The organism is Xenorhabdus griffiniae (assembly GCF_001028135.1).
In the GTDB taxonomy this organism is placed as follows: domain Bacteria; phylum Pseudomonadota; class Gammaproteobacteria; order Enterobacterales; family Enterobacteriaceae; genus Xenorhabdus; species Xenorhabdus bakwenae.
The window spans coordinates 1-19,271 of sequence record NZ_LDNM01000057.1; the positions used below are offsets into that span (position 1 = coordinate 1).

At 46.6% G+C, this 19,271-nt stretch carries 14 protein-coding genes, 1 tRNA gene and 1 pseudogene; 12 read left to right on the forward strand and 4 right to left on the reverse strand.

Going from position 1 to position 19,271, the window contains the following annotated elements; translation table 11 throughout:
• Positions 1–58: 58 nt before the first annotated feature.
• Positions 59–622 (forward strand): annotated as a pseudogene (locus tag AAY47_RS12915) (transporter); the annotation flags it as partial.
• Between the two features lie 351 nt (positions 623–973).
• Here AAY47_RS12915 and AAY47_RS12920 read toward each other — a convergent pair.
• Positions 974–2,230, reverse strand: coding sequence for a valine--pyruvate transaminase (locus AAY47_RS12920; protein ID WP_047770516.1), 1,257 nt, complete (start codon positions 2,228–2,230; stop codon positions 974–976).
• A gap of 222 nt (positions 2,231–2,452) precedes the next feature.
• A complete protein-coding gene (locus AAY47_RS12925) occupies positions 2,453–3,016 on the reverse strand; it encodes a DNA-3-methyladenine glycosylase I (protein WP_047770518.1) in 564 nt (187 codons plus the stop codon).
• Between the two features lie 192 nt (positions 3,017–3,208).
• Between AAY47_RS12925 and glyQ the strand changes: the two genes are divergently transcribed.
• The 11 genes from glyQ (at position 3,209) to AAY47_RS12980 (ending at position 17,888) form a co-directional block, all read left to right on the forward strand.
• Positions 3,209–4,117, forward strand: coding sequence for a glycine--tRNA ligase subunit alpha (gene glyQ / locus AAY47_RS12930; RefSeq protein ID WP_047770520.1), 909 nt, complete (start codon positions 3,209–3,211; stop codon positions 4,115–4,117).
• A gap of 9 nt (positions 4,118–4,126) precedes the next feature.
• Positions 4,127–6,199: a glycine--tRNA ligase subunit beta gene (gene glyS, locus AAY47_RS12935; RefSeq protein WP_047770522.1), complete on the forward strand. Its 2,073-nt coding sequence runs from the start codon at positions 4,127–4,129 to the stop codon at positions 6,197–6,199.
• 100 nt (positions 6,200–6,299) lie between these two features.
• Positions 6,300–6,376: transfer RNA gene (locus AAY47_RS12940), tRNA-Pro, on the forward strand.
• An 841-nt stretch (positions 6,377–7,217) separates the two neighbouring features.
• Positions 7,218–8,828 carry a dipeptide ABC transporter periplasmic-binding protein DppA gene (dppA, locus tag AAY47_RS12945; protein WP_047770524.1) on the forward strand — a complete coding sequence of 537 codons (1,611 nt, stop codon included), beginning with the start codon at positions 7,218–7,220 and terminating at the stop codon, positions 8,826–8,828.
• Positions 8,829–8,971: 143 nt separating this feature from the next.
• A complete protein-coding gene (gene dppB / locus AAY47_RS12950; RefSeq protein ID WP_047770526.1) occupies positions 8,972–9,991 on the forward strand; it encodes a dipeptide ABC transporter permease DppB in 1,020 nt (339 codons plus the stop codon).
• 9 nt (positions 9,992–10,000) lie between these two features.
• The gene (gene dppC / locus AAY47_RS12955) at positions 10,001–10,903 is read left to right on the forward strand and encodes a dipeptide ABC transporter permease DppC (RefSeq protein WP_047770528.1); all 903 of its coding nucleotides are present in this window, start codon (positions 10,001–10,003) and stop codon (positions 10,901–10,903) included.
• Positions 10,904–10,915: 12 nt separating this feature from the next.
• Entirely contained in the window at positions 10,916–11,896 is a 981-nt protein-coding gene (dppD, locus tag AAY47_RS12960; protein ID WP_047770531.1) for a dipeptide ABC transporter ATP-binding protein, read from the forward strand.
• Positions 11,893–12,909, forward strand: coding sequence for a dipeptide ABC transporter ATP-binding subunit DppF (gene dppF, locus AAY47_RS12965; protein ID WP_047770533.1), 1,017 nt, complete (start codon positions 11,893–11,895; stop codon positions 12,907–12,909). The genes dppD and dppF overlap by 4 nt, the downstream gene beginning before the upstream one ends.
• A gap of 252 nt (positions 12,910–13,161) precedes the next feature.
• Complete coding sequence (locus tag AAY47_RS12970; protein WP_047770535.1) at positions 13,162–13,869, forward strand: HAMP domain-containing protein; 708 nt, start codon at positions 13,162–13,164, stop codon at positions 13,867–13,869.
• A gap of 107 nt (positions 13,870–13,976) precedes the next feature.
• Positions 13,977–15,446 (forward strand): insulinase family protein, encoded by a 1,470-nt coding sequence (locus AAY47_RS12975; protein WP_047770537.1) that lies wholly within the window; start codon positions 13,977–13,979, stop codon positions 15,444–15,446.
• Positions 15,447–15,746: 300 nt separating this feature from the next.
• Positions 15,747–17,888: a phosphocholine-specific phospholipase C gene (locus tag AAY47_RS12980; RefSeq protein WP_047770539.1), complete on the forward strand. Its 2,142-nt coding sequence runs from the start codon at positions 15,747–15,749 to the stop codon at positions 17,886–17,888.
• Between the two features lie 74 nt (positions 17,889–17,962).
• Here AAY47_RS12980 and AAY47_RS12985 read toward each other — a convergent pair whose 3' ends face one another.
• Both AAY47_RS12985 and yhjD read right to left on the reverse strand, forming a co-directional pair.
• Positions 17,963–18,169, reverse strand: a complete 207-nt coding sequence (locus AAY47_RS12985; RefSeq protein WP_047770541.1) for a 2-hydroxymuconate tautomerase family protein — start codon at positions 18,167–18,169, stop codon at positions 17,963–17,965.
• Between the two features lie 76 nt (positions 18,170–18,245).
• Positions 18,246–19,223: an inner membrane protein YhjD gene (gene yhjD / locus AAY47_RS12990; protein WP_047770543.1), complete on the reverse strand. Its 978-nt coding sequence runs from the start codon at positions 19,221–19,223 to the stop codon at positions 18,246–18,248.
• Positions 19,224–19,271 lie beyond the last annotated feature (48 nt).

Sequence of the window (19,271 nt, forward strand, 5' to 3'; positions counted from 1 at the left end):
CAGAAAAAATACTCTATAAAGAGTATGGTTCACAAGGTGGGGAAGACCATCTCATTAACTCCAGCAAGTACAAATGTTGCCTGTATTTATAGGAATAGGGTTAGGGATTTTATTAGGTTCGATTCCTCTATTTATTCCTGGTTTTCCCGCTGCGTTACGTTTGGGATTGGCGGGAGGGCCTTTAGTTATTGCGTTAATTTTGGGACGGATTGGCACGATCGGTAAACTTTATTGGTTTATGCCTCCTAGTGCGAACCTTGCATTACGCGAATTGGGGATTGTTATGTTTCTGGCGGTGGTAGGGCTGAAATCCGGCGGTAATTTTATTAATACACTGGTGCATGGCGAAGGGCTGGCATGGATTGGTTATGGTGCATTGATAACAATAGTCCCCCTGTTAGTTGTAAGCCTGCTGGCACGTGTTGTTATAAAAATGAATTATCTCAGCTTATGTGGGGTGTTGGCTGGTGCCATGACCGATCCTCCCGCTCTGGCTTTTGCGAATGGAATTCATAGTACCAGCGGGGCTGCGGCGTTGTCATATGCGACAGTTTATCCATTGGCAATGTTTTTAAGGATTATGTCTCCCCAAATTTTGGCCGTTATTTTCTGGGCCTTATGATTTAGTGCATTAAGTATATTGTTTGATTCATTAAATGTGCTTTAGATCACAGAATACGGCCCAATTATCTTAATTTGGCTTCAATTTGAGATAGTAGAGGCAATTTAAAGTAAAAAATCCCTGCTTATTCAATTCATTAGAATAATATTTTTTTGGTTAAATATACGCAGTTCAGGGAAGGTATAAAAACAAGGAGTGTTTTCCTTTCCTATTGTGTGTGAAGAATTCTTTTGGGATTCTAATAACTACTGTCCTGTTCGCAGGTAAAAGTCCTCGTTATCATCTTGCTCCCTCCCTAAAATGAGGGAGCTTTTTTTATTTTATTGCTAAGGACAGATTGCGATGCAAGATTCAGCGTCCTGCTGCTTGATGTGCTATTTCAATCTCTTCAGACAGAATACGAATACCTTCTTCGATCTTATCAATATCAGGAACATAGTTCATTCGCATACATTGATGGGCATGTGACCAATCGTGTTCCAGTCCCGGAAAGAAGAAATGTCCCGGCACCATCAGCACTTTGCGTTTCTTCAGCCGTTGATAAAGCTCTTCTGTCGTGATGGGTAAGTCTTTGAACCAGAGCCAGAGAAATATGGCCCCTTCCGGTTTATGGATAAGGCAGCGATCTTCCGAGATGTGGCGACGAATGATGGTAATCACGCTATCTACCCGCTGTTTGTAAAACGGTTGAATAACATTTTGTGACAGGCGGAACAGATCGTTACGTTTAATCATTTCCAGAGCGATGGCCGGCCCTATCCCTCCAGGGGATAAGCTGATAATGCCATTCATATTACTGATAGCATTGATGATTTTTTCATCGGCGATAATGATACCGCAGCGGGAGCCGGGTAGTCCGAGTTTGGACAGACTCATGCACAAAATAACATTGTGATTCCACAGCGGCGTAGCTTCATTGAAGATAATACCGGGGAAGGGGACACCGTAGGCATTGTCTATCAATAAGGGGATCTGATGCTGTTGAGCCAGACTATCCAGGCGCAGTAATTCTTCATCGGTGATCACATTACCGGTTGGATTAGTGGGACGAGAGACGCAAATCAGGTTAATGTCTTCGGTAATATTCAGGTGATCGAAATCAACGTGATATTTGAATTGACCGTTGGGTAGCAATTCAATATTCGGTTTATTAGCAACAAATAACCCTTCATCCAAACCTGAATCGGAATAGCCAATATATTCTGGCGCAAGAGGAAATAAAACGCGCTTCATTGAACCATCTTCAGCGCGGCCGGCCAATAAGTTAAACAGATAGAAAAAGGCACTTTGGCTGCCATTGGTCAGGGCAATATTTTGTGGGTGGATATCCCAGCCGAGCTTTTCTCTTAGCTCCTGAGCCAATGCTGCTATCAAGGTGTTTTTCCCTTGTGGCCCGTCATAGTTACATAGTGTTTCGCTTAATTGACCGTCTAACGCCATGTCAGTCAATATCTGCTGGAAATAGGCATCCATTGCTGGGATATGTGCAGGATTGCCGCCGCCTAACATAATTGCGCCAGGTGTTCTCAGGCCCTGATTGAGATCCTCCATCAGACGGGTAATTCCTGAATCTTGTGTAAATTTGTTTCCGAATTGCGAAAATTTCATAGTGGCGTTTGCGTCTGTTTTTTTGTATGAGAAGAAAACACCATACCCTGCTCACTATCAGGGCGCAATGGGATAAAACGGATATTCTGCGGTTCTGTATCGTTTGTTTTGTCTTTTTTTTGAATTTTAAAACTGGATAATTGCGTTTAATCCAGTTTTATATTTTAAGGTGATATTTTTGTTTATTTTTATGCACTAATTTTAATTTTTCACCTCAGCCACTTATTTCCGGCATAAACAATTTATGAGGTGATCATTGACTAAACCAGCTGCCTGCATAAAAGCGTAGCAGGTGGTGCTACCAACAAATTTAAATCCCCGTTTTTTCAACTCCTTTGCAAGTGCATCGGAATTGGCTGTTTTGGCAGGAACTTCTGATAAATTTTGCCAGTGATTCATTTGTGGAGAGTGATCAACGAAACGCCAGATAAAAGCGCTGAAGTCTTCACCTTGTTCAGCCATTTTCAGATAAGCGCGGGCATTGTGAATAATGGCATTGATTTTGCCACGATTACGCACGATAGCCGGTTCTTCCATCAGTCTCTCAACGTCTGTTTCATCCATTTTGGCTATTTTGACCGGATCAAACTGATGAAAACATTTTCGATAGCCTTCCCGTTTTTTCAGGATGGTAAACCATGATAAACCGGCTTGTTGTCCTTCCAGACAAAGCAGTTCGAAAAGTTGTTGGCTATCTCTTAAAGGGATTCCCCATTCGTTGTCGTGATAGGCCAGATAATCAGGGGCGGATGTTACCCAACCACAGCGCGTTATTTCCTTGTCCATGAATTGAACTTACCTCAAATAGTGGTTGATAATGACCCTAATCTTAGCTGTATAAATATACAAGTAAAGCGCCCTGAATAAGATTTTTTATACTGCGATAAAATTGAGGATGATCAGTGCTGTATATCTTACGTCCAAAGGGTATACTGACCGCTTTCGTTTAAATTCATATGCATCGCGTGCGGGGTCAACATGCAAAAGTTTGATACCAAAACCTTTCAGGGACTTATCCTGACATTACAGGATTACTGGGCGCGTCAAGGCTGTACCATTGTCCAACCACTGGATATGGAAGTCGGCGCAGGAACCTCTCATCCTATTACCTGTCTGCGTGCTTTGGGACCAGAGCCTATTGCAGCAGCTTATGTGCAACCTTCTCGTCGTCCAACGGACGGTCGTTATGGCGAAAACCCAAACCGCCTCCAGCACTACTATCAATTTCAGGTTATCATCAAGCCATCTCCAGAGAACATTCAGGAACTCTATCTGGGTTCCTTGAAAGCGTTAGGACTTGATCCGACTGTTCACGATATCCGCTTTGTTGAAGATAACTGGGAAAACCCAACTCTGGGCGCATGGGGGCTGGGTTGGGAAGTCTGGTTGAACGGTATGGAAGTCACCCAGTTTACCTACTTTCAGCAAGTTGGTGGCCTTGAATGTAAGCCAGTAACGGGCGAAATTACTTACGGATTGGAACGTCTTGCGATGTATATTCAAGGCGTGGACAGCGTTTACGATCTGGTATGGAGCGATGGCCCGTTGGGTAAAACCACCTATGGCGATATTTACCACCAGAATGAGGTTGAACAGTCGACTTACAACTTTGAGCACGCAGATGTGGATTTTCTGTTTACCTGCTTTGAGCAATACGAAAAAGAGGCACAGGAATTACTGGCGCTGGAAACGCCGCTGCCATTGCCGGCGTATGAGCGCATTTTAAAAGCGGGCCATACCTTCAATTTGCTGGATGCCCGCAAAGCGATTTCCGTGACTGAACGTCAGCGCTATATCCTGCGCATCCGTACCCTGACCAAAGCGGTTGCTGAAGCTTATTATGCCTCCCGCGAGGCGCTTGGCTTCCCTATGTGTAACAAGAAATAAGAGGCCATCATGATTCAACAGACTTTCCTTGTGGAAATCGGCACAGAAGAGCTGCCACCAAAGGCGCTGCGTTCATTGGCTGAATCTTTTGCGGCCAATTTTGAAGCCGAACTGGATAACGCCAATCTGGGTCATGGTGAAGTTAGCTGGTTTGCGGCTCCTCGCCGTTTGGCACTGAAAGTCGCCAATTTGGCGGCAGCACAGGCTGATCGTGAAGTTGAAAAGCGTGGCCCTGCGATTGCTCAGGCGTTCGATGCAGAAGGTCAACCAACCAAAGCCGCAGAAGGTTGGGCGCGTGGTTGCGGTATCACCGTTGATCAGGCTGAACGCATGGTAACGGACAAAGGGGAATGGCTGCTTTATCGTGCTCAAGTTAAAGGCCGCGAAGCAAAAGCGCTGCTGGCGGATATGGTGAGCAGTTCTCTGAGTAAGTTGCCGATCCCTAAGCTGATGCGTTGGGGCGATAAACAGACCCAGTTTGTTCGTCCGGTACATACGGTCACTATGCTGCTGGGCGGCGCAGTGGTTGAAGGCGAAATTCTGGGTATTCAATCGGATCGCATTATTCGTGGTCACCGCTTTATGGGTGAAGCGGAATTTACCATTGGGAACGCGCAGCAGTATCCGGCTATTTTGCAGGAGCGGGGGCGGGTTATCGCGGATTATGAAGTTCGTAAGGCGATGATCAAGCGTGATGTCGAACAGGCCGCAATACAGCTGGGTGGTGTAGCGGATCTGAGCGACAGTTTATTGGAAGAAGTGGCTTCGCTGGTGGAATGGCCGGTTGTACTGACGGCGAAATTCGAAGAAAAATTCCTGCAAGTTCCTGCTGAGGCGCTGGTTTATACCATGAAAGGTGACCAGAAATATTTTCCGGTTTACGACAAGGCCGGCAAATTGATGGCGAGCTTTATTTTTGTCACCAATATTGAATCTTCTGATCCTCAGCAAATTATTTCCGGTAACGAAAAAGTGGTTCGCCCACGTCTGGCGGATGCGGAATTCTTCTTCAAGACTGACCGTAAGCAACGTTTAGAAGACAACCTGCCGCGTTTGGAAACCGTACTGTTCCAGAAACAATTGGGCACTTTGCGTGACAAAACGGATCGCATTCAGGCTCTGGCTGGCTGGATTGCGGAAAAAATCGGTGCAGATGTCAATCATGCGACGCGTGCTGGGTTATTGTCCAAATGTGACCTGATGACCAACATGGTGTTCGAATTCACCGATACGCAGGGCGTGATGGGGATGCACTATGCACGTCATGATGGCGAAGCGGAAGATGTGGCACTGGCACTGAATGAGCAGTATCAGCCACGTTTCTCTGGTGATGCACTGCCATCAACAGGCGTCTCCTGTGCCGTTGCCATTGCCGATAAAATGGACACTTTGGCTGGGATCTTCGGGATTGGCCAGCATCCGAAAGGGGATAAAGACCCGTTTGCTTTGCGCCGTGCGGCACTGGGTGTTCTGCGCATTATCGTTGAGAAAAAATTACCTCTCGACCTCCAGACTTTGGCAGAAGAAGCGGTACGTCTGTATGGCGACAAGCTGACCAACGAAAAAGCGGTGGATGAGGTAGTTGAGTTTATGCTCGGTCGCTTCCGCGCCTGGTATCAAGAGCTGGGGTATAGCGTTGATATTATTCAGGCGGTATTGGCGCGTCGTCCGACTCAACCGGCAGATTTTGATGCCCGAATGAAAGCGGTTACGCATTTCCGTACTCTGGATGCTGCCGTTTCGCTGGCGGCAGCCAACAAACGCGTTTCCAATATTCTGGCGAAATCAGCAGAACCGTTGAATGATACTGTCCTTGCTTCCGTGTTAAAAGCGGCAGAAGAGATCCAACTGGCGACACACCTTGTGGTATTGAAGGAAAAACTGGCTCCTCTGTTTGCCGAAGGCAACTATCAGGATGCGTTGGCTGAATTAGCTTCCCTGCGTGAAGTGGTGGATGCGTTCTTCGATAATGTGATGGTGATGGATGAAGACAGCCAGGTCAGGGTCAATCGCTTGACGCTATTAAGTGAATTGCGTGACCTGTTCTTGCGTGTCGCCGATATTTCCCTGCTCCAGTCATAGGCTATATCGGTCATATTGGATGGTTTATGGTCAACTAACCACTTATCTTTAAAAAGATATTGACGGTTTGTGGCTCTGGCAGTAAGATGCGGCTCGTTTTCGGCGAGTAGCGCAGCTTGGTAGCGCAACTGGTTTGGGACCAGTGGGTCGGAGGTTCGAATCCTCTCTCGCCGACCAGCATTCAGAAACCCTGCTCTTATGAGCGGGGTTTTTTCTTATATGCTCGATAAACTTCAAGTTGTAATCTGCAAGACAACGCAAGACCTTATATTTCTCAGCGTAGCGGGGAAATATAACACGCCTCTTGAAGTTGGAATCGATAGGGGCTTTTTAGTTAGGGAAGAAAATTCATAATCACCTAGCTCTAGCTTCAGCTTCAAAAATGAAACATTTAAATAATTACCAAAGCTGACAATGAGTTAACTATGCAATCACATTGACTTTTTTTTGCTCTTAATGTGATTATTATCATTGGCACAATAACTAAATGCAAAAAATGCAATTATCGATGGAATGATTATCGTAAAAAATAACCAAATCATTTTGATGCCCCTTAAGTAAAATGTTTAAAAATTGTATTTTACGCATTCCAAAATATCAAAGATTATTTTCTCAGCAATCCGTAATAGGTGAACATCTCTCTGCCTTACTTTAACTATTTATATTTAAATCAATTCTCCTGATCGGATCAGATTTCATCTCATATATCCCCACCTTTTTATAAGCTACATTGCCTATTATTTAAGCATTTGGTCGCAAATTCAAAATTATCATCACCAGAGATTAATTCTTTACATTCGCTTAATTTTTGGTTTATTTGTCTATTTCATGTGCTTTCCGTCATGTTTTTTAACCATGATTGTTAATAATTCTTTTCTTTTGTGTTTTTCTTGTGTTTCTGGTGTTGTGTTTGATGATGTTGACGTCAGGCATAACAATTGATTAATTGATAAGCGAAAAATAATAAAACAAGTTAAACATCATAAACATCATAAACATCACAAACGGGGTTCAAGTAATGACAATTTCCAAGAAAAAACCGTCTGGTTTGTTAAAACTGGGTGTCGGTCTTGTCGCACTGGTTGTTACCGCCAGTATTCAGGCCAAAACGTTGGTGTACTGCTCTGAAGGTTCTCCTGAAGGTTTCAATCCACAACTATTCACTTCTGGCACAACTTATGATGCTAGCTCTGTACAACTCTATAACCGTTTAGTGGATTTTAAGTTAGGTACAACAGAGATCATCCCTGGTCTTGCTGAACGCTGGGAAGTGAGTGAGGATGGAAAAACTTATACTTTCTATTTGCGTAAGGGCGTGAAGTGGCACAGCAGTAAGGACTTCAAGCCAACACGTGATTTTAATGCTGATGATGTGATTTTTACTTTCATGCGCCAGAAGGATGAAAACCATCCATATAATAAAGTGTCAGGGGGGAGTTATGAATACTTTATTGGTATGGATCTGGGTAACATCATCAGTAAAGTAGAAAAAGTCGATGATTACACGGTTCGTTTTGTGTTATCTCGTCCAGAAGCCCCTTTCTTGGCTGATATCGGTATGGATTTCGCCTCAATTCTGTCTCAAGAGTATGCCGATGTCATGATGAAGGCTGGAACACCTGAAAAGGTTGACCTTAACCCGATTGGTACAGGCCCATTCCAATTGGTGCAATATCAAAAAGACTCCCGAATCCTCTATAAGGCATTTAAAGATTATTGGAAAGGGCCAGCGAAAATTGACCGTTTAGTTTTCTCTATTACCCCTGATGCGTCTATTCGTTATGCAAAATTACAGAAAAACGAATGTCAGGTAATGCCATATCCAAATCCGGCTGATATCGCCCGCATGAAACAAGATAAAGGCATTGTTTTGAAAGAACAGGCGGGGCTGAATGTCGGTTATCTCTCCTTTAATGTCACTAAGCCGCCGATGGATAATCAAAAAGTCCGTCAGGCTCTGGCGATGGCGGTCAATAAAGATGCCATCATTGATGCGGTTTATCAGGGAGCGGGACAGAAAGCGAAAAATCTAATCCCACCGACGATATGGAGTTATAACGATGATATTAAAGACTATGCGTATGACCCTGCCAAAGCTAAAGCGCTATTGAAAGAAGCGGGTTTCCCGAATGGTTTTGAAACTGATTTGTGGGCCATGCCGGTACAGCGCCCGTATAACCCGAATGCTCGTCGCATGGCGGAAATCATTCAGGCTGACTGGGCGAAAATTGGCGTTAAAGCCAAAATTGTCAGTTATGAATGGGGGGAATACCTGAAACGAGCCAAAGATGGTGAACCGAAGACCGTGATGATGGGATGGACAGGGGACAATGGTGACCCTGATAACTTCTTTGGCACTTTGTTTAGCTGTGCCGCCAAAGAAAAAGGCTCCAACTATTCTAAATGGTGTTACAAGCCATTTGAGGATGTTATCCAACCTGCGCGTGAAACTGCTGATATCAACAAGCGTACTGAACTTTACAAACAAGCGCAGGTTGTTATGCACGAACAAGTACCGGCATTGATTATTGCCCACTCTACGGTTTACGAGCCAATTCGTAAAGAAGTGAAAGGTTATGTGGTCGATCCTTTCAGTAAACATCATTTCTACAACGTTGATCTCAAATAATTCTTGCGGTTGAGCTGTTGTGATTAACCATCCCCTCGGATTTTTCTGGGGGGATGGTTTCGCTTCTTTGATGGGCAAGTCAACTCTGTAGACACCAAGCGGTCCGAAGAACCGCACTGGTATTTAAAAAGGGAACTCAGGATATGCTGCAATTTATCCTCCGACGTCTGGGATTAGTGATCCCGACGTTTATTGGTATTACGCTGCTGACTTTCGCATTTGTGCACATGATACCGGGTGATCCCGTGCTGATTATGGCGGGAGAGCGAGGTATTTCTGCTGAGCGTCATGCCCAATTACTGGCTGAAATGGGGCTGGATAAGCCTCTCTGGGAGCAATATCTTCATTACATCAATGGCGTATTGCATGGCGATTTGGGGATTTCGTTAAAAAGCCGCATTCCGGTGTGGGATGAGTTTGTCCCGCGTTTTAAAGCGACTTTCGAATTGGGTATCTGTGCCATGTTATTTGCCATCTCTGTCGGTATTCCGGTCGGGGTATTGGCAGCTGTCAAACGGGGTTCTGTCTTTGATCACACCGCGATAGGTTTGTCATTGACAGGCTACTCCATGCCCATTTTCTGGTGGGGGATCATGCTGATCATGCTGGTTTCCGTTCACTGGAACTTAACCCCTGTTTCTGGCCGAATCAGTGATAGTGTGTTTCTTGATGACAGCAATCCCCTGACGGGATTTATGTTGATCGATACGCTGATTTGGGGCGAGGAAGGGGATTTCACTGATGCTGTCATGCACATGATCCTGCCAGCCATTGTGCTGGGAACGATCCCGTTAGCCGTCATCGTGCGCATGACGCGCTCTTCCATGCTGGAAGTGCTGGGCGAAGATTATATCCGCACTGCCAGGGCAAAAGGGTTGAGTCGTCTCCGCGTCATTATCGTCCATGCGCTGCGTAATGCGTTGTTACCTGTCGTCACGGTGATTGGCCTGCAAGTGGGCATCATGTTGGCGGGTGCCATTCTGACCGAAACCATTTTTTCATGGCCAGGATTAGGGCGCTGGCTGATTGATGCCCTGCAACGTCGTGACTATCCGGTGGTACAGGGCGGAGTATTGTTGGTGGCAACCATGATTATTCTGGTCAATCTGGTGGTTGATTTGTTGTACGGCATCGTCAATCCGCGCATTCGTCATAAGAAATAGGAGCACATGATGACTCAAACAACCGAGCCTGTCGTATCAGATGCGCCGAAATTAATGACGCAGATACAGGAATTCTGGCACTACTTTAAACGTAACAAAGGCGCAGTGATTGGCCTTGTCTATATTATCCTGATGCTGCTGGTTGCGTTATTGGCGGGGATATTAGCGCCGCATGGTCCGGCAGAACAGTTTCGTGATTCCTTGCTAGTGCCTCCGGTATGGCAGGAAGGCGGAAGCTGGCAATTTATTCTCGGCACCGATGATGTTGGGCGCGATATTCTGTCCCGCCTGATGTATGGGGCACGTCTTTCATTATTGGTGGGCTGTCTGGTGGTAGTGATGTCACTCATCATGGGCATCATTCTGGGATTATTGGCCGGATATTTCGGCGGTGTGGTAGATACCATGATCATGCGTATCGTCGACATTATGTTGGCCTTGCCAAGCCTGCTGCTGGCATTGGTGCTGGTGGCGATCTTTGGTCCATCAATTGTCAATGCGTCCCTGGCACTCACTTTTGTCGCCCTGCCTCACTATATCCGCTTAACAAGAGCGGCGGTACTGGTGGAAGTTAACCGCGATTATGTGATGGCTTCCCAGGTGGCGGGTGCGGGAGCCATACGCCAGATGTTCATCAATATCCTGCCAAACTGCCTTGCACCGCTGATTGTGCAAGCGTCATTAGGGTTTTCGAACGCTATTCTTGATATGGCGGCCTTGGGGTTTCTGGGAATGGGAGCACAGCCGCCAACCCCAGAATGGGGAACCATGTTGGCCGATGTTTTGCAATTTACCCAGAGTGCGTGGTGGGTTGTGACCTTTCCGGGGCTGGCTATCCTGTTGACGGTACTGGCATTTAACCTGATGGGGGACGGGTTGCGCGATGCACTTGATCCCAAGCTCAAGCAGTAGGGGGATTGTGAAATGGCATTATTGAATGTAGACCAATTGTCTGTGCATTTTGGGGATGAAGATGCGCCATTCCGCGCCGTTGACCGTATCAGCTACCGTGTTGAGCAGGGAGAGGTTGTCGGTATTGTTGGAGAATCCGGCTCAGGTAAGTCGGTCAGTTCATTGGCGATTATGGGGCTGATTGATTATCCGGGCAAAGTCATGGCCGAAAAACTGGAATTCGCGGGCCGTGACCTGACTAAAATTTCAGAAAAAGAGCGCCGGCAGTTGGTAGGGGCGGAAGTGGCGATGATTTTCCAGGATCCCATGACCAGTTTGAATCCGTGCTACACCGTCGGTTATCAGATAATGGAAGCCTTGAAAGTCCATCAGGGCGGCAATCGGAAAACGCGATATCAGCGGGCAATAGACTTGTTGAACCTGGTGGGTATTCCCGATCCGGTTTCTCGTTTGGATGTTTATCCGCATCAATTATCTGGCGGAATGAGCCAGCGTGTGATGATCGCAATGGCTATCGCGTGCCGCCCGAAGCTTTTGATTGCCGATGAGCCGACGACGGCACTGGATGTCACCATTCAGGCACAAATCATCGAGTTGTTGCTGGAATTGCAGCAGCGGGAAAACATGGCATTACTCTTGATCACCCATGATTTGGCGCTGGTGTCGGAAGCCGCCCACCATATTATTGTGATGTATGCCGGGCAGGTGGTAGAAATTGGCAAGGCAACGGAAATCTTCCGTGCGCCACGCCATCCTTATACACAAGCATTATTGCGGGCATTGCCGGAATTTGCAGTGGATAAATCCCGTTTGGCATCGTTGTCCGGTGTTGTTCCCGGAAAATATGATCGCCCAATGGGATGTCTGCTCAACCCGCGTTGTCCTTATGCCAATGCGCATTGTCGCCAGGAGGAGCCGCCACTGAAATCAGTAGGAGAGCGTCAGGTTAAATGTCACATGCCACTGGATGATGAGGGGAGGCCGACAGTATGAGCATTCAACAAAACAGGGAACAAGAAAAGGCGACAGTACCTTTACTGCAAGCCACTGAATTGAAAAAATATTATCCGGTGAAAACAGGCTTATTTTCGCCTGAGCGTATGGTCAAGGCGTTGGATGGTGTCTCATTTGAACTGGAAAAAGGCAAGACGTTGGCGGTTGTCGGCGAATCGGGCTGTGGAAAATCCACATTGGGCCGCTTGTTGACCATGATTGAAAAACCGACTGAGGGGGAACTTTATTATCTGGGACAAGACCTCTTAGTGCCAAATAAAGAAGCAGAAAAACTTCGTCGCCAGAAGATCCAGATTGTCTTTCAAAACCCCTATGCTTCCTTAAATCCCCGTAAAAAAGTAGGGCAGATTTTGGAAGAGCCGTTGCTGATTAATACTTCACTTACTGCGCATGAACGTAAGGAAAAAGTCTTACAGATGATGGAGAAAGTAGGATTAAAACCGGAACATTATGCGCGTTATCCCCATATGTTTTCTGGAGGGCAGCGTCAGCGTATCGCCATTGCCCGTGGATTAATGTTAAACCCAGATGTGGTCATTGCAGATGAACCCGTTTCAGCGTTGGATGTTTCAGTGCGGGCGCAGGTTCTGAACCTGATGATGGATTTGCAACAGGAGTTGGGATTGTCTTACGTCTTTATATCCCATGATCTTTCAGTCGTCGAACATATTGCTGATGAAGTGATGGTGATGTATTTGGGACGCTGTGTTGAAAAAGGGAGTAAGGAAATGATTTTCAACACGCCTCGTCATCCTTATACACAGGCGTTGTTGTCGGCGACGCCTCGTCTGAATCCTGAGCTGCGCCGTGAACGCATTAAGCTGACAGGAGAACTGCCAAGCCCGATGAATCCGCCGACGGGGTGTGCTTTTGCTGCCCGTTGTCGTCGTGCATTTAACCCATGTACCCAATTCCAGCCGAAGTTAAAGCAATATGGCGGACAACTGATCGCGTGTTTCGCGGTCGAACAGGATGAAAACCCATCCACCTGATCATATCTGACCGTGGTATAACGTATAAGCATTGTGGTAGGTTGTAGTAGAAGAAGTAGAAGTAGTAGTAGTAGAAACTTATACAATCACTTTATGCGCTTTATTGAGTGATACCGTTATATCCCGGTCATTTCTCTGTTGTATTCATCAAAATAAGACGACCACAAGTAAGATCAAGTATACTCACTCACATTGTTAAGATGTGCTGGTCAGTGTTTTCACTATTATTATCTCAGTGTTGGTTTGGATAAGATGAAATTGCGTGTCAAACGTTCGTTAACTATTAAACAGATGGCCGCTGTGACAGGAGTCACTTTGGTTACCATTGCTATTTTCATCACCATCCAGTTGTCTCATCTGTTACAGCAGCGGAAAGATGACTATATCAGTCAGCTTAACAATGCGGCCGTACAGATCCAGACTCCTTTGGCAGAAGCCTTGTTGAGTTCAGATCTCAATAAAGCGAAAACGCTGTTGATTGGATTAAAGACCTCAGGCATTCTGGGTCGGGCCGATGTACTGTTACCTGATAACGTTCGGGTAATGAGCCTGGATTTTGCCACTCATCGTCCCATACCTGAACTGGCAAAGCAGGTTTTTGGCATTCCCGTTGAGGTTAATATTCCTCTCTATGTTTATGGTGTTTCGCCAAAAATAGCGCAATCACAGGGGCACCTTATTTTACAGGTTGATTCCAATCGAGTGTATCGTTTTGCCTTGAATACACTTGCATTAATGTTGACCACTTATTTATTACTCGCACTTATTCTTACGGTGTCGATAAGCTGGTGCGTAAATCGCATTGTCATCCATCCGTTGCGTGATGTTGCGCGGGAACTGAATGAAGAACAGGCACCAGAGCCTATGCCTTGCCCGAAAAACCATCAGGATGATGAGCTGGGGTTGTTGGTGAAAGGCTATAATCGTCAGGTTAATAAGCAGAAAACGCCATCAAAATGAAACCTGACAAGATGAATAACAGTCTAATCCTTGATGATAATATTCAGGGATGAATGATTGTCTTAGGCTATCGCAGGATAAAATTAAACAGGTAGGGGTAAGTGAACATGCTGAGCAATAAAATCGGATATCTTATTGGTGGTGCGATTCTGGTTACAACTTGTTTGGCACAGGCTGAGACCTTGCAACCAGATCCAGCCTGGCAACAAGGCAAACTTGAAAATGGATTTAGCTGGCAAATCCTGCAAACACCACAGCGGCCTAATGACAGAGTACAGTTGCGGTTATTGGTAAAGACTGGCTCACTGTCTGAAAAAACCCAACAACGGGGCTATACCTCCCTGATTCCGAAAATCGTCTTATCCAGCAGCAAAGATTTATCATCGCAGAAACTGGAAAACCTATGGCACAATGCGATAGACACTAAAAATCTCTTTCCGCCTGCCATTGTTTCCTATGATTTCACCCTTTACAGTCTGAGCCTGCCAAATAATCGTCCCGATCTATTGCAGGATGCATTGATATGGTTATCCGATATTGCTGGTGGTGCGGTATTTACACCGGAGACACTGGCACAGGCCATAAAAGGGGATGAACATCTTGTGACGACGTTCCCATCTGATATTCAGGATCCTGTGTGGCGTATGCGTCTGCAAGGTTCGACACTTATCGACCATGATCCCGGTATGTCCATATCAGTGCCTGTCGATGTAAAAAAAGTCGAAAATTTTTATCATCAATGGTACACGCCGGATGCGATAACGCTGTATATCGCAGGGCATGTTGACAACCGATTACTGTCAGAGCGGATTAACCGGATCTTTGCCTCATTGGCGGGGAAACGGCAGACACCGGTTCCTGTTTCTACCTTGCTGCCACTGAGAGCAGCAACGATTGGCATAGTGAGTGATAAGGCCGAACAAGATCGCTTATCGTTAATCTGGAACCTGAACTGGTTGCCGATTAACAATTCGGAAACCCTGATTCAGTACTGGTTAAATGACCTGACGCGTGAAGCGCTTTACCGTTACCTGCAATCGGGGCTTAAGGATAAGCAGGATGACATGAAATTAGGCTTGGATTGCCGGGTGCTATACCAGCGGGCAAACTGCTCACTAAATCTGGATTCTTCTGCGGACAAGCTGATGAAATCCACGCTTTATCTGGCTTCCCAGCTATCAACATTGCGGGAACATGGCTTGCCACAGGAACAATTTGATGAGCTTTACGCGCAGAAAAAAAGTCAGCTCCAGCAGTTATTTGCCATGTATGCCCGCACTGATACCGATGTTTTGATTAATCAACGTCTGTTGTCACAGCAAAATAATGTGATAGATATCGCCCCTGAACAATTCCAGCGGTTAAGGCAGGCGTTTTTATCCTCTCTGACACCCCAAATTTTGAATAAGAGGCTGAAAGAGATGCTGTCCCAGGAAATCTCTTTTATTCTGGTGCAACCAAAAGGTGAAGCGACGATGGATGTGAATCAGATTAAAAATAGCTTTAATCAGATTATGCGCCCCGGTCCATTGCCGGAGAAACCGAAAGAGCCTGAAAGGGTGAAGGAGGGGAAATAGATAGTGACTAATAAAAGAGCAAACTGGTGTTGAGTCTAAATGTGAACAGCGCTATCATGATTAATAGTTTCTAATAGAAACTATTATATTAATATCAGTTTATCTACTGATAAGGTTTGGAATTTCATCTTGTTACGGATATTTTTTACTGATGCCTTGCTGCCGTAACCCGATTTTCACTCAGAGCTTTGAGATATTCGCGTATATATCCGACTAGTTCGATTTCCTTGGCTTCATTTTCCTGCAATATTTGGCTATTACTCTCGAGGCTCTTTCCAATAGACATCTCAGGAATGAATTATGCCAAACTTTTCACACAGAGAAAGATTAAAAGCTGCCGCCGCCGGATCAGCGTGTTCATTGCTGCCTGACTCGATTCTCAAGGCGCTGGTCATACCAGCCAACAACCGTACCGGTACTATTGACGACGTGGAGCATGTCGTGATCCTGATGCAGGAAAACCGTGCCTTCGACCATTATTTTGGCACCTTGTCTGGTGTACGTGGCTTCAGTGACCGTATCACCATTCCACTCCCCGGTGGCCGCAATATCTGGCAACAGCAGGGGAATGGGCGGCTGATCTTGCCATATTATCTGGACAGTCGATGTGGCAATGCACAGAGAGTTGAGGGGACGCCTCATTCCTGGGATGATGAACACTCCGCCTGGGACAATGGCCGTATGAGTGCCTGGCCAACCTATAAGACGGCAAACTCAATGGGCTATTACCGTCAGGCTGAATTGCCATACCAGTTTGCTTTGGCCAACGCCTTCACCTTGTGTGACGCATACCACTGTTCGATCCATGCCGGCACTGATCCCAATCGTCTGTTCCTCTGGACCGGCACCAACGGTCCTAGTGCGGCTAACGTCGCCACAGTGATCAATGAGTGGGACGCGCCTGGCCCGCCAGAAGAAGGGTATACGTGGAAAACCTATCCAGAAAGATTGGAGGAGAGCGGCATTAGCTGGAAAATTTATCAATACCTGCCGGACAACTTCGGTGATAACCCGCTGGCCGGTTTCCGCCAGTACCGTGCTGCCAGTGTCGAGGCGGGTAATCCGGCACAGCCACCGGAAGGTTTCCACGACTTTGTACCTTACAGTGATGAACTGAACGAGAGAGTTCCACTGTACAAGGGCAATGGTAATACTCTGCCGGCTGCCAGTGGTGATGATTTGGAGACGATACTGGCTGGATTTCGCGCCGAGGTGAAGAAGGGCCGATTGCCGCAGGTAAGCTGGATCGTCGCACCGCAGGCCTATAGTGAGCATCCAGGGCCGTCCTGCCCTGTGCAGGGTGGCTGGTTCGTTCAGGAAATCATCAATGCGCTGACAGATGACCCACAGGTGTGGAGCAAAACGGTATTGCTGGTGAATTTCGATGAGAATGATGGTTTTTTTGACCACATGCCTTCACCCTCCGCACCGTCGCTACGGGAAGATGGTAGTTTCGCCGGCAAATCCACGCTACCCTTCGACACTGAGATCTTCCAACACGTAGCCCCAGAGGGATCGCAGCAGCCACCACCAGACGGGCGCATTTATGGTCCCGGGCCGAGAGTACCGATGCTGATCCTGTCACCCTGGAGTCGTGGTGGTTGGGTTAACTCACAGGTATTCGACCACACCTCAGTCCTACAGTTTTTGGAAAAACGCTTTCGGGTACGTGAGCCGAATATCAGTGCCTGGCGGCGTGCAGTGTGCGGTGACCTCACTTCCGCGTTCAACTTTGTTAATCCCAACAATGAAGTACCCTGCTTGCCTGCCATTACACGACAGATAGCAGACAACCTGCGTTGGGATCAGGAAGCGTTATCGCCTGTGCCGTTACCGGAGGTTGAAAACCAGCACTTGCCGTATCAATGGCGGCTGGCTCGTCCTTCCCGCGCCTTACCTTACCGACTTAATGTTGAAGCCTCGGCTTACCCTGACAAGGGTTTACTGACACTGAGCTTTTACAACATGGGTGAACAGGGTGTGGTATTCCATGTTTACGATAAACTACATCTGGATGAGATCCCGCGGCGTTACACCGTTGAGGCGGGAAAGTCGCTCAGTGATGACTGGCAGACGGCAGATAACTATGATCTCTGGTTATTAGGACCCAATGGTTTTCACCGTGCATTGAGCGGTTCACTGACACAGCGGGAGCCAGAAGTGAGTCAAATCATGAATGATACTTGCCTGCAACTGGAACTGAACAATCCGGGTGACAAAACGGTGGAGATCATCATAAACCGCTGTCCTTATACATTGCAGGGACCGTGGTGCATTAACATGCCAGCGGGAAGCTGTCACAGCCAGGTTTTTGACACCCGCATCAGTGGTGGCTGGTACGATATTTCACTGGTGGGGCCGAAAGGATGGCACCGCCGCCTGGCTGGCAGACTGGAAAACGGTGAGCACAGTATCAGCGATCCGTTGATGGGAAAAGAATAAGGCTACTGCGTCGAATAACAGGGCGGTTTAAACCGCCCTGATTTAAATAATTAATGGTTTCTGAAACCATTAACTTATTTCTTCGCGGCAGCCCGTAACTCCGTGACGTTTTTACCCCCAATGCCCCAGTTATCTGTTTCTACTTCATCGATGATCACAACGGTTGTTGCCGGATTTTTCCCAAGTACATCCACCAGCAATTGGGTGGCTCCTTCAATCAGTTGTTTTTTCTGTTCAGTGGTGACGCCTTCACGGGTAATTTTGATGTTCACAAATGGCATAAAAATAACTCCTTTTTGAGGTTGTTATAGACACGTGGGTACAGCCCAAAAACAGTCTTACCTGATATGTGGATGTTTACTTGGCTTTCTTCTCTTCCGCTGTGGCGATCCAGGCGGCACAAAACAGTGTCAGACGAGCGAAAAAATAGAAGAATGCCATTAAGCCAATCACCGAACCAAAAGCGGCACCCGAAGGGGAGCTGGCAAGGCGTGGCAGCATCATAGTCATAATATATTTAATCACTTCAAATCCAATGGCGGCCATTAGGGTGCCTTTAAACAGCGCTGTTCTTTCAGGGCGATGACGCGGCAAGATCCACAATATCCACAGGAATAATAAATAATTGGCTGAAATGGAAATGGTCATGCCAATTGATGTCCATGCTGGCCGGAGCCATTCGATGCCTTCCAGTCCGAGGGCGTGGACGATAGTCGCCTGGGCAGAGCCTGCTATGGAAGTCAGCGAAAGGGTGATAACCAATGCAAACAGCAGACCGAATAAAGAGAAAAAGTCGCGGATATATTGAAAGTAAATTTTCTCTTTATCTTCATGATGACGTTCCCAGACATCTCTGGATTGGGCGAGTATTGCCTCACGTAAATTACCAACCCAGTTCATCCCTGAATAAAGTGCAATCGCCAAACCCGTCAATCCCACCGTTGTTCTTTGGTTAATCGCCGTGTCTACGCTGTTTTTCAGGGTGTTGGCGAGCGCGGGATCACTGATGCTATTGGCGATGCCATTAATCAAACGTGTCAGCAAGTCAGGGTTGGAAGCCAGCACAAAACCTGCGACGGCAAAAGAGAGCATCAGAATTGGGATTAAGGATAGAAACGAAAAATAGGTGATGGCAGCCCCGAATTGGCTACCCATGCGGTCGTTAAAACGTTGTGCCGCCCTAATAAAGTGGGCGATAAAAGGAATACGGCGGATGACATTGCCAATACGGATGGTTACGGAAAGTGCTTTTTTACTGCCATATAGCCCTTTCTCTAACGGTGTGAAACGCTTCCCTGTATGGCGTTGCTCCCTGTTTTCATGGTTATCTGGCATTACATCCCCTGACGAAAAAATATGTCTGCAAAAAAAGAGTAACAGGCA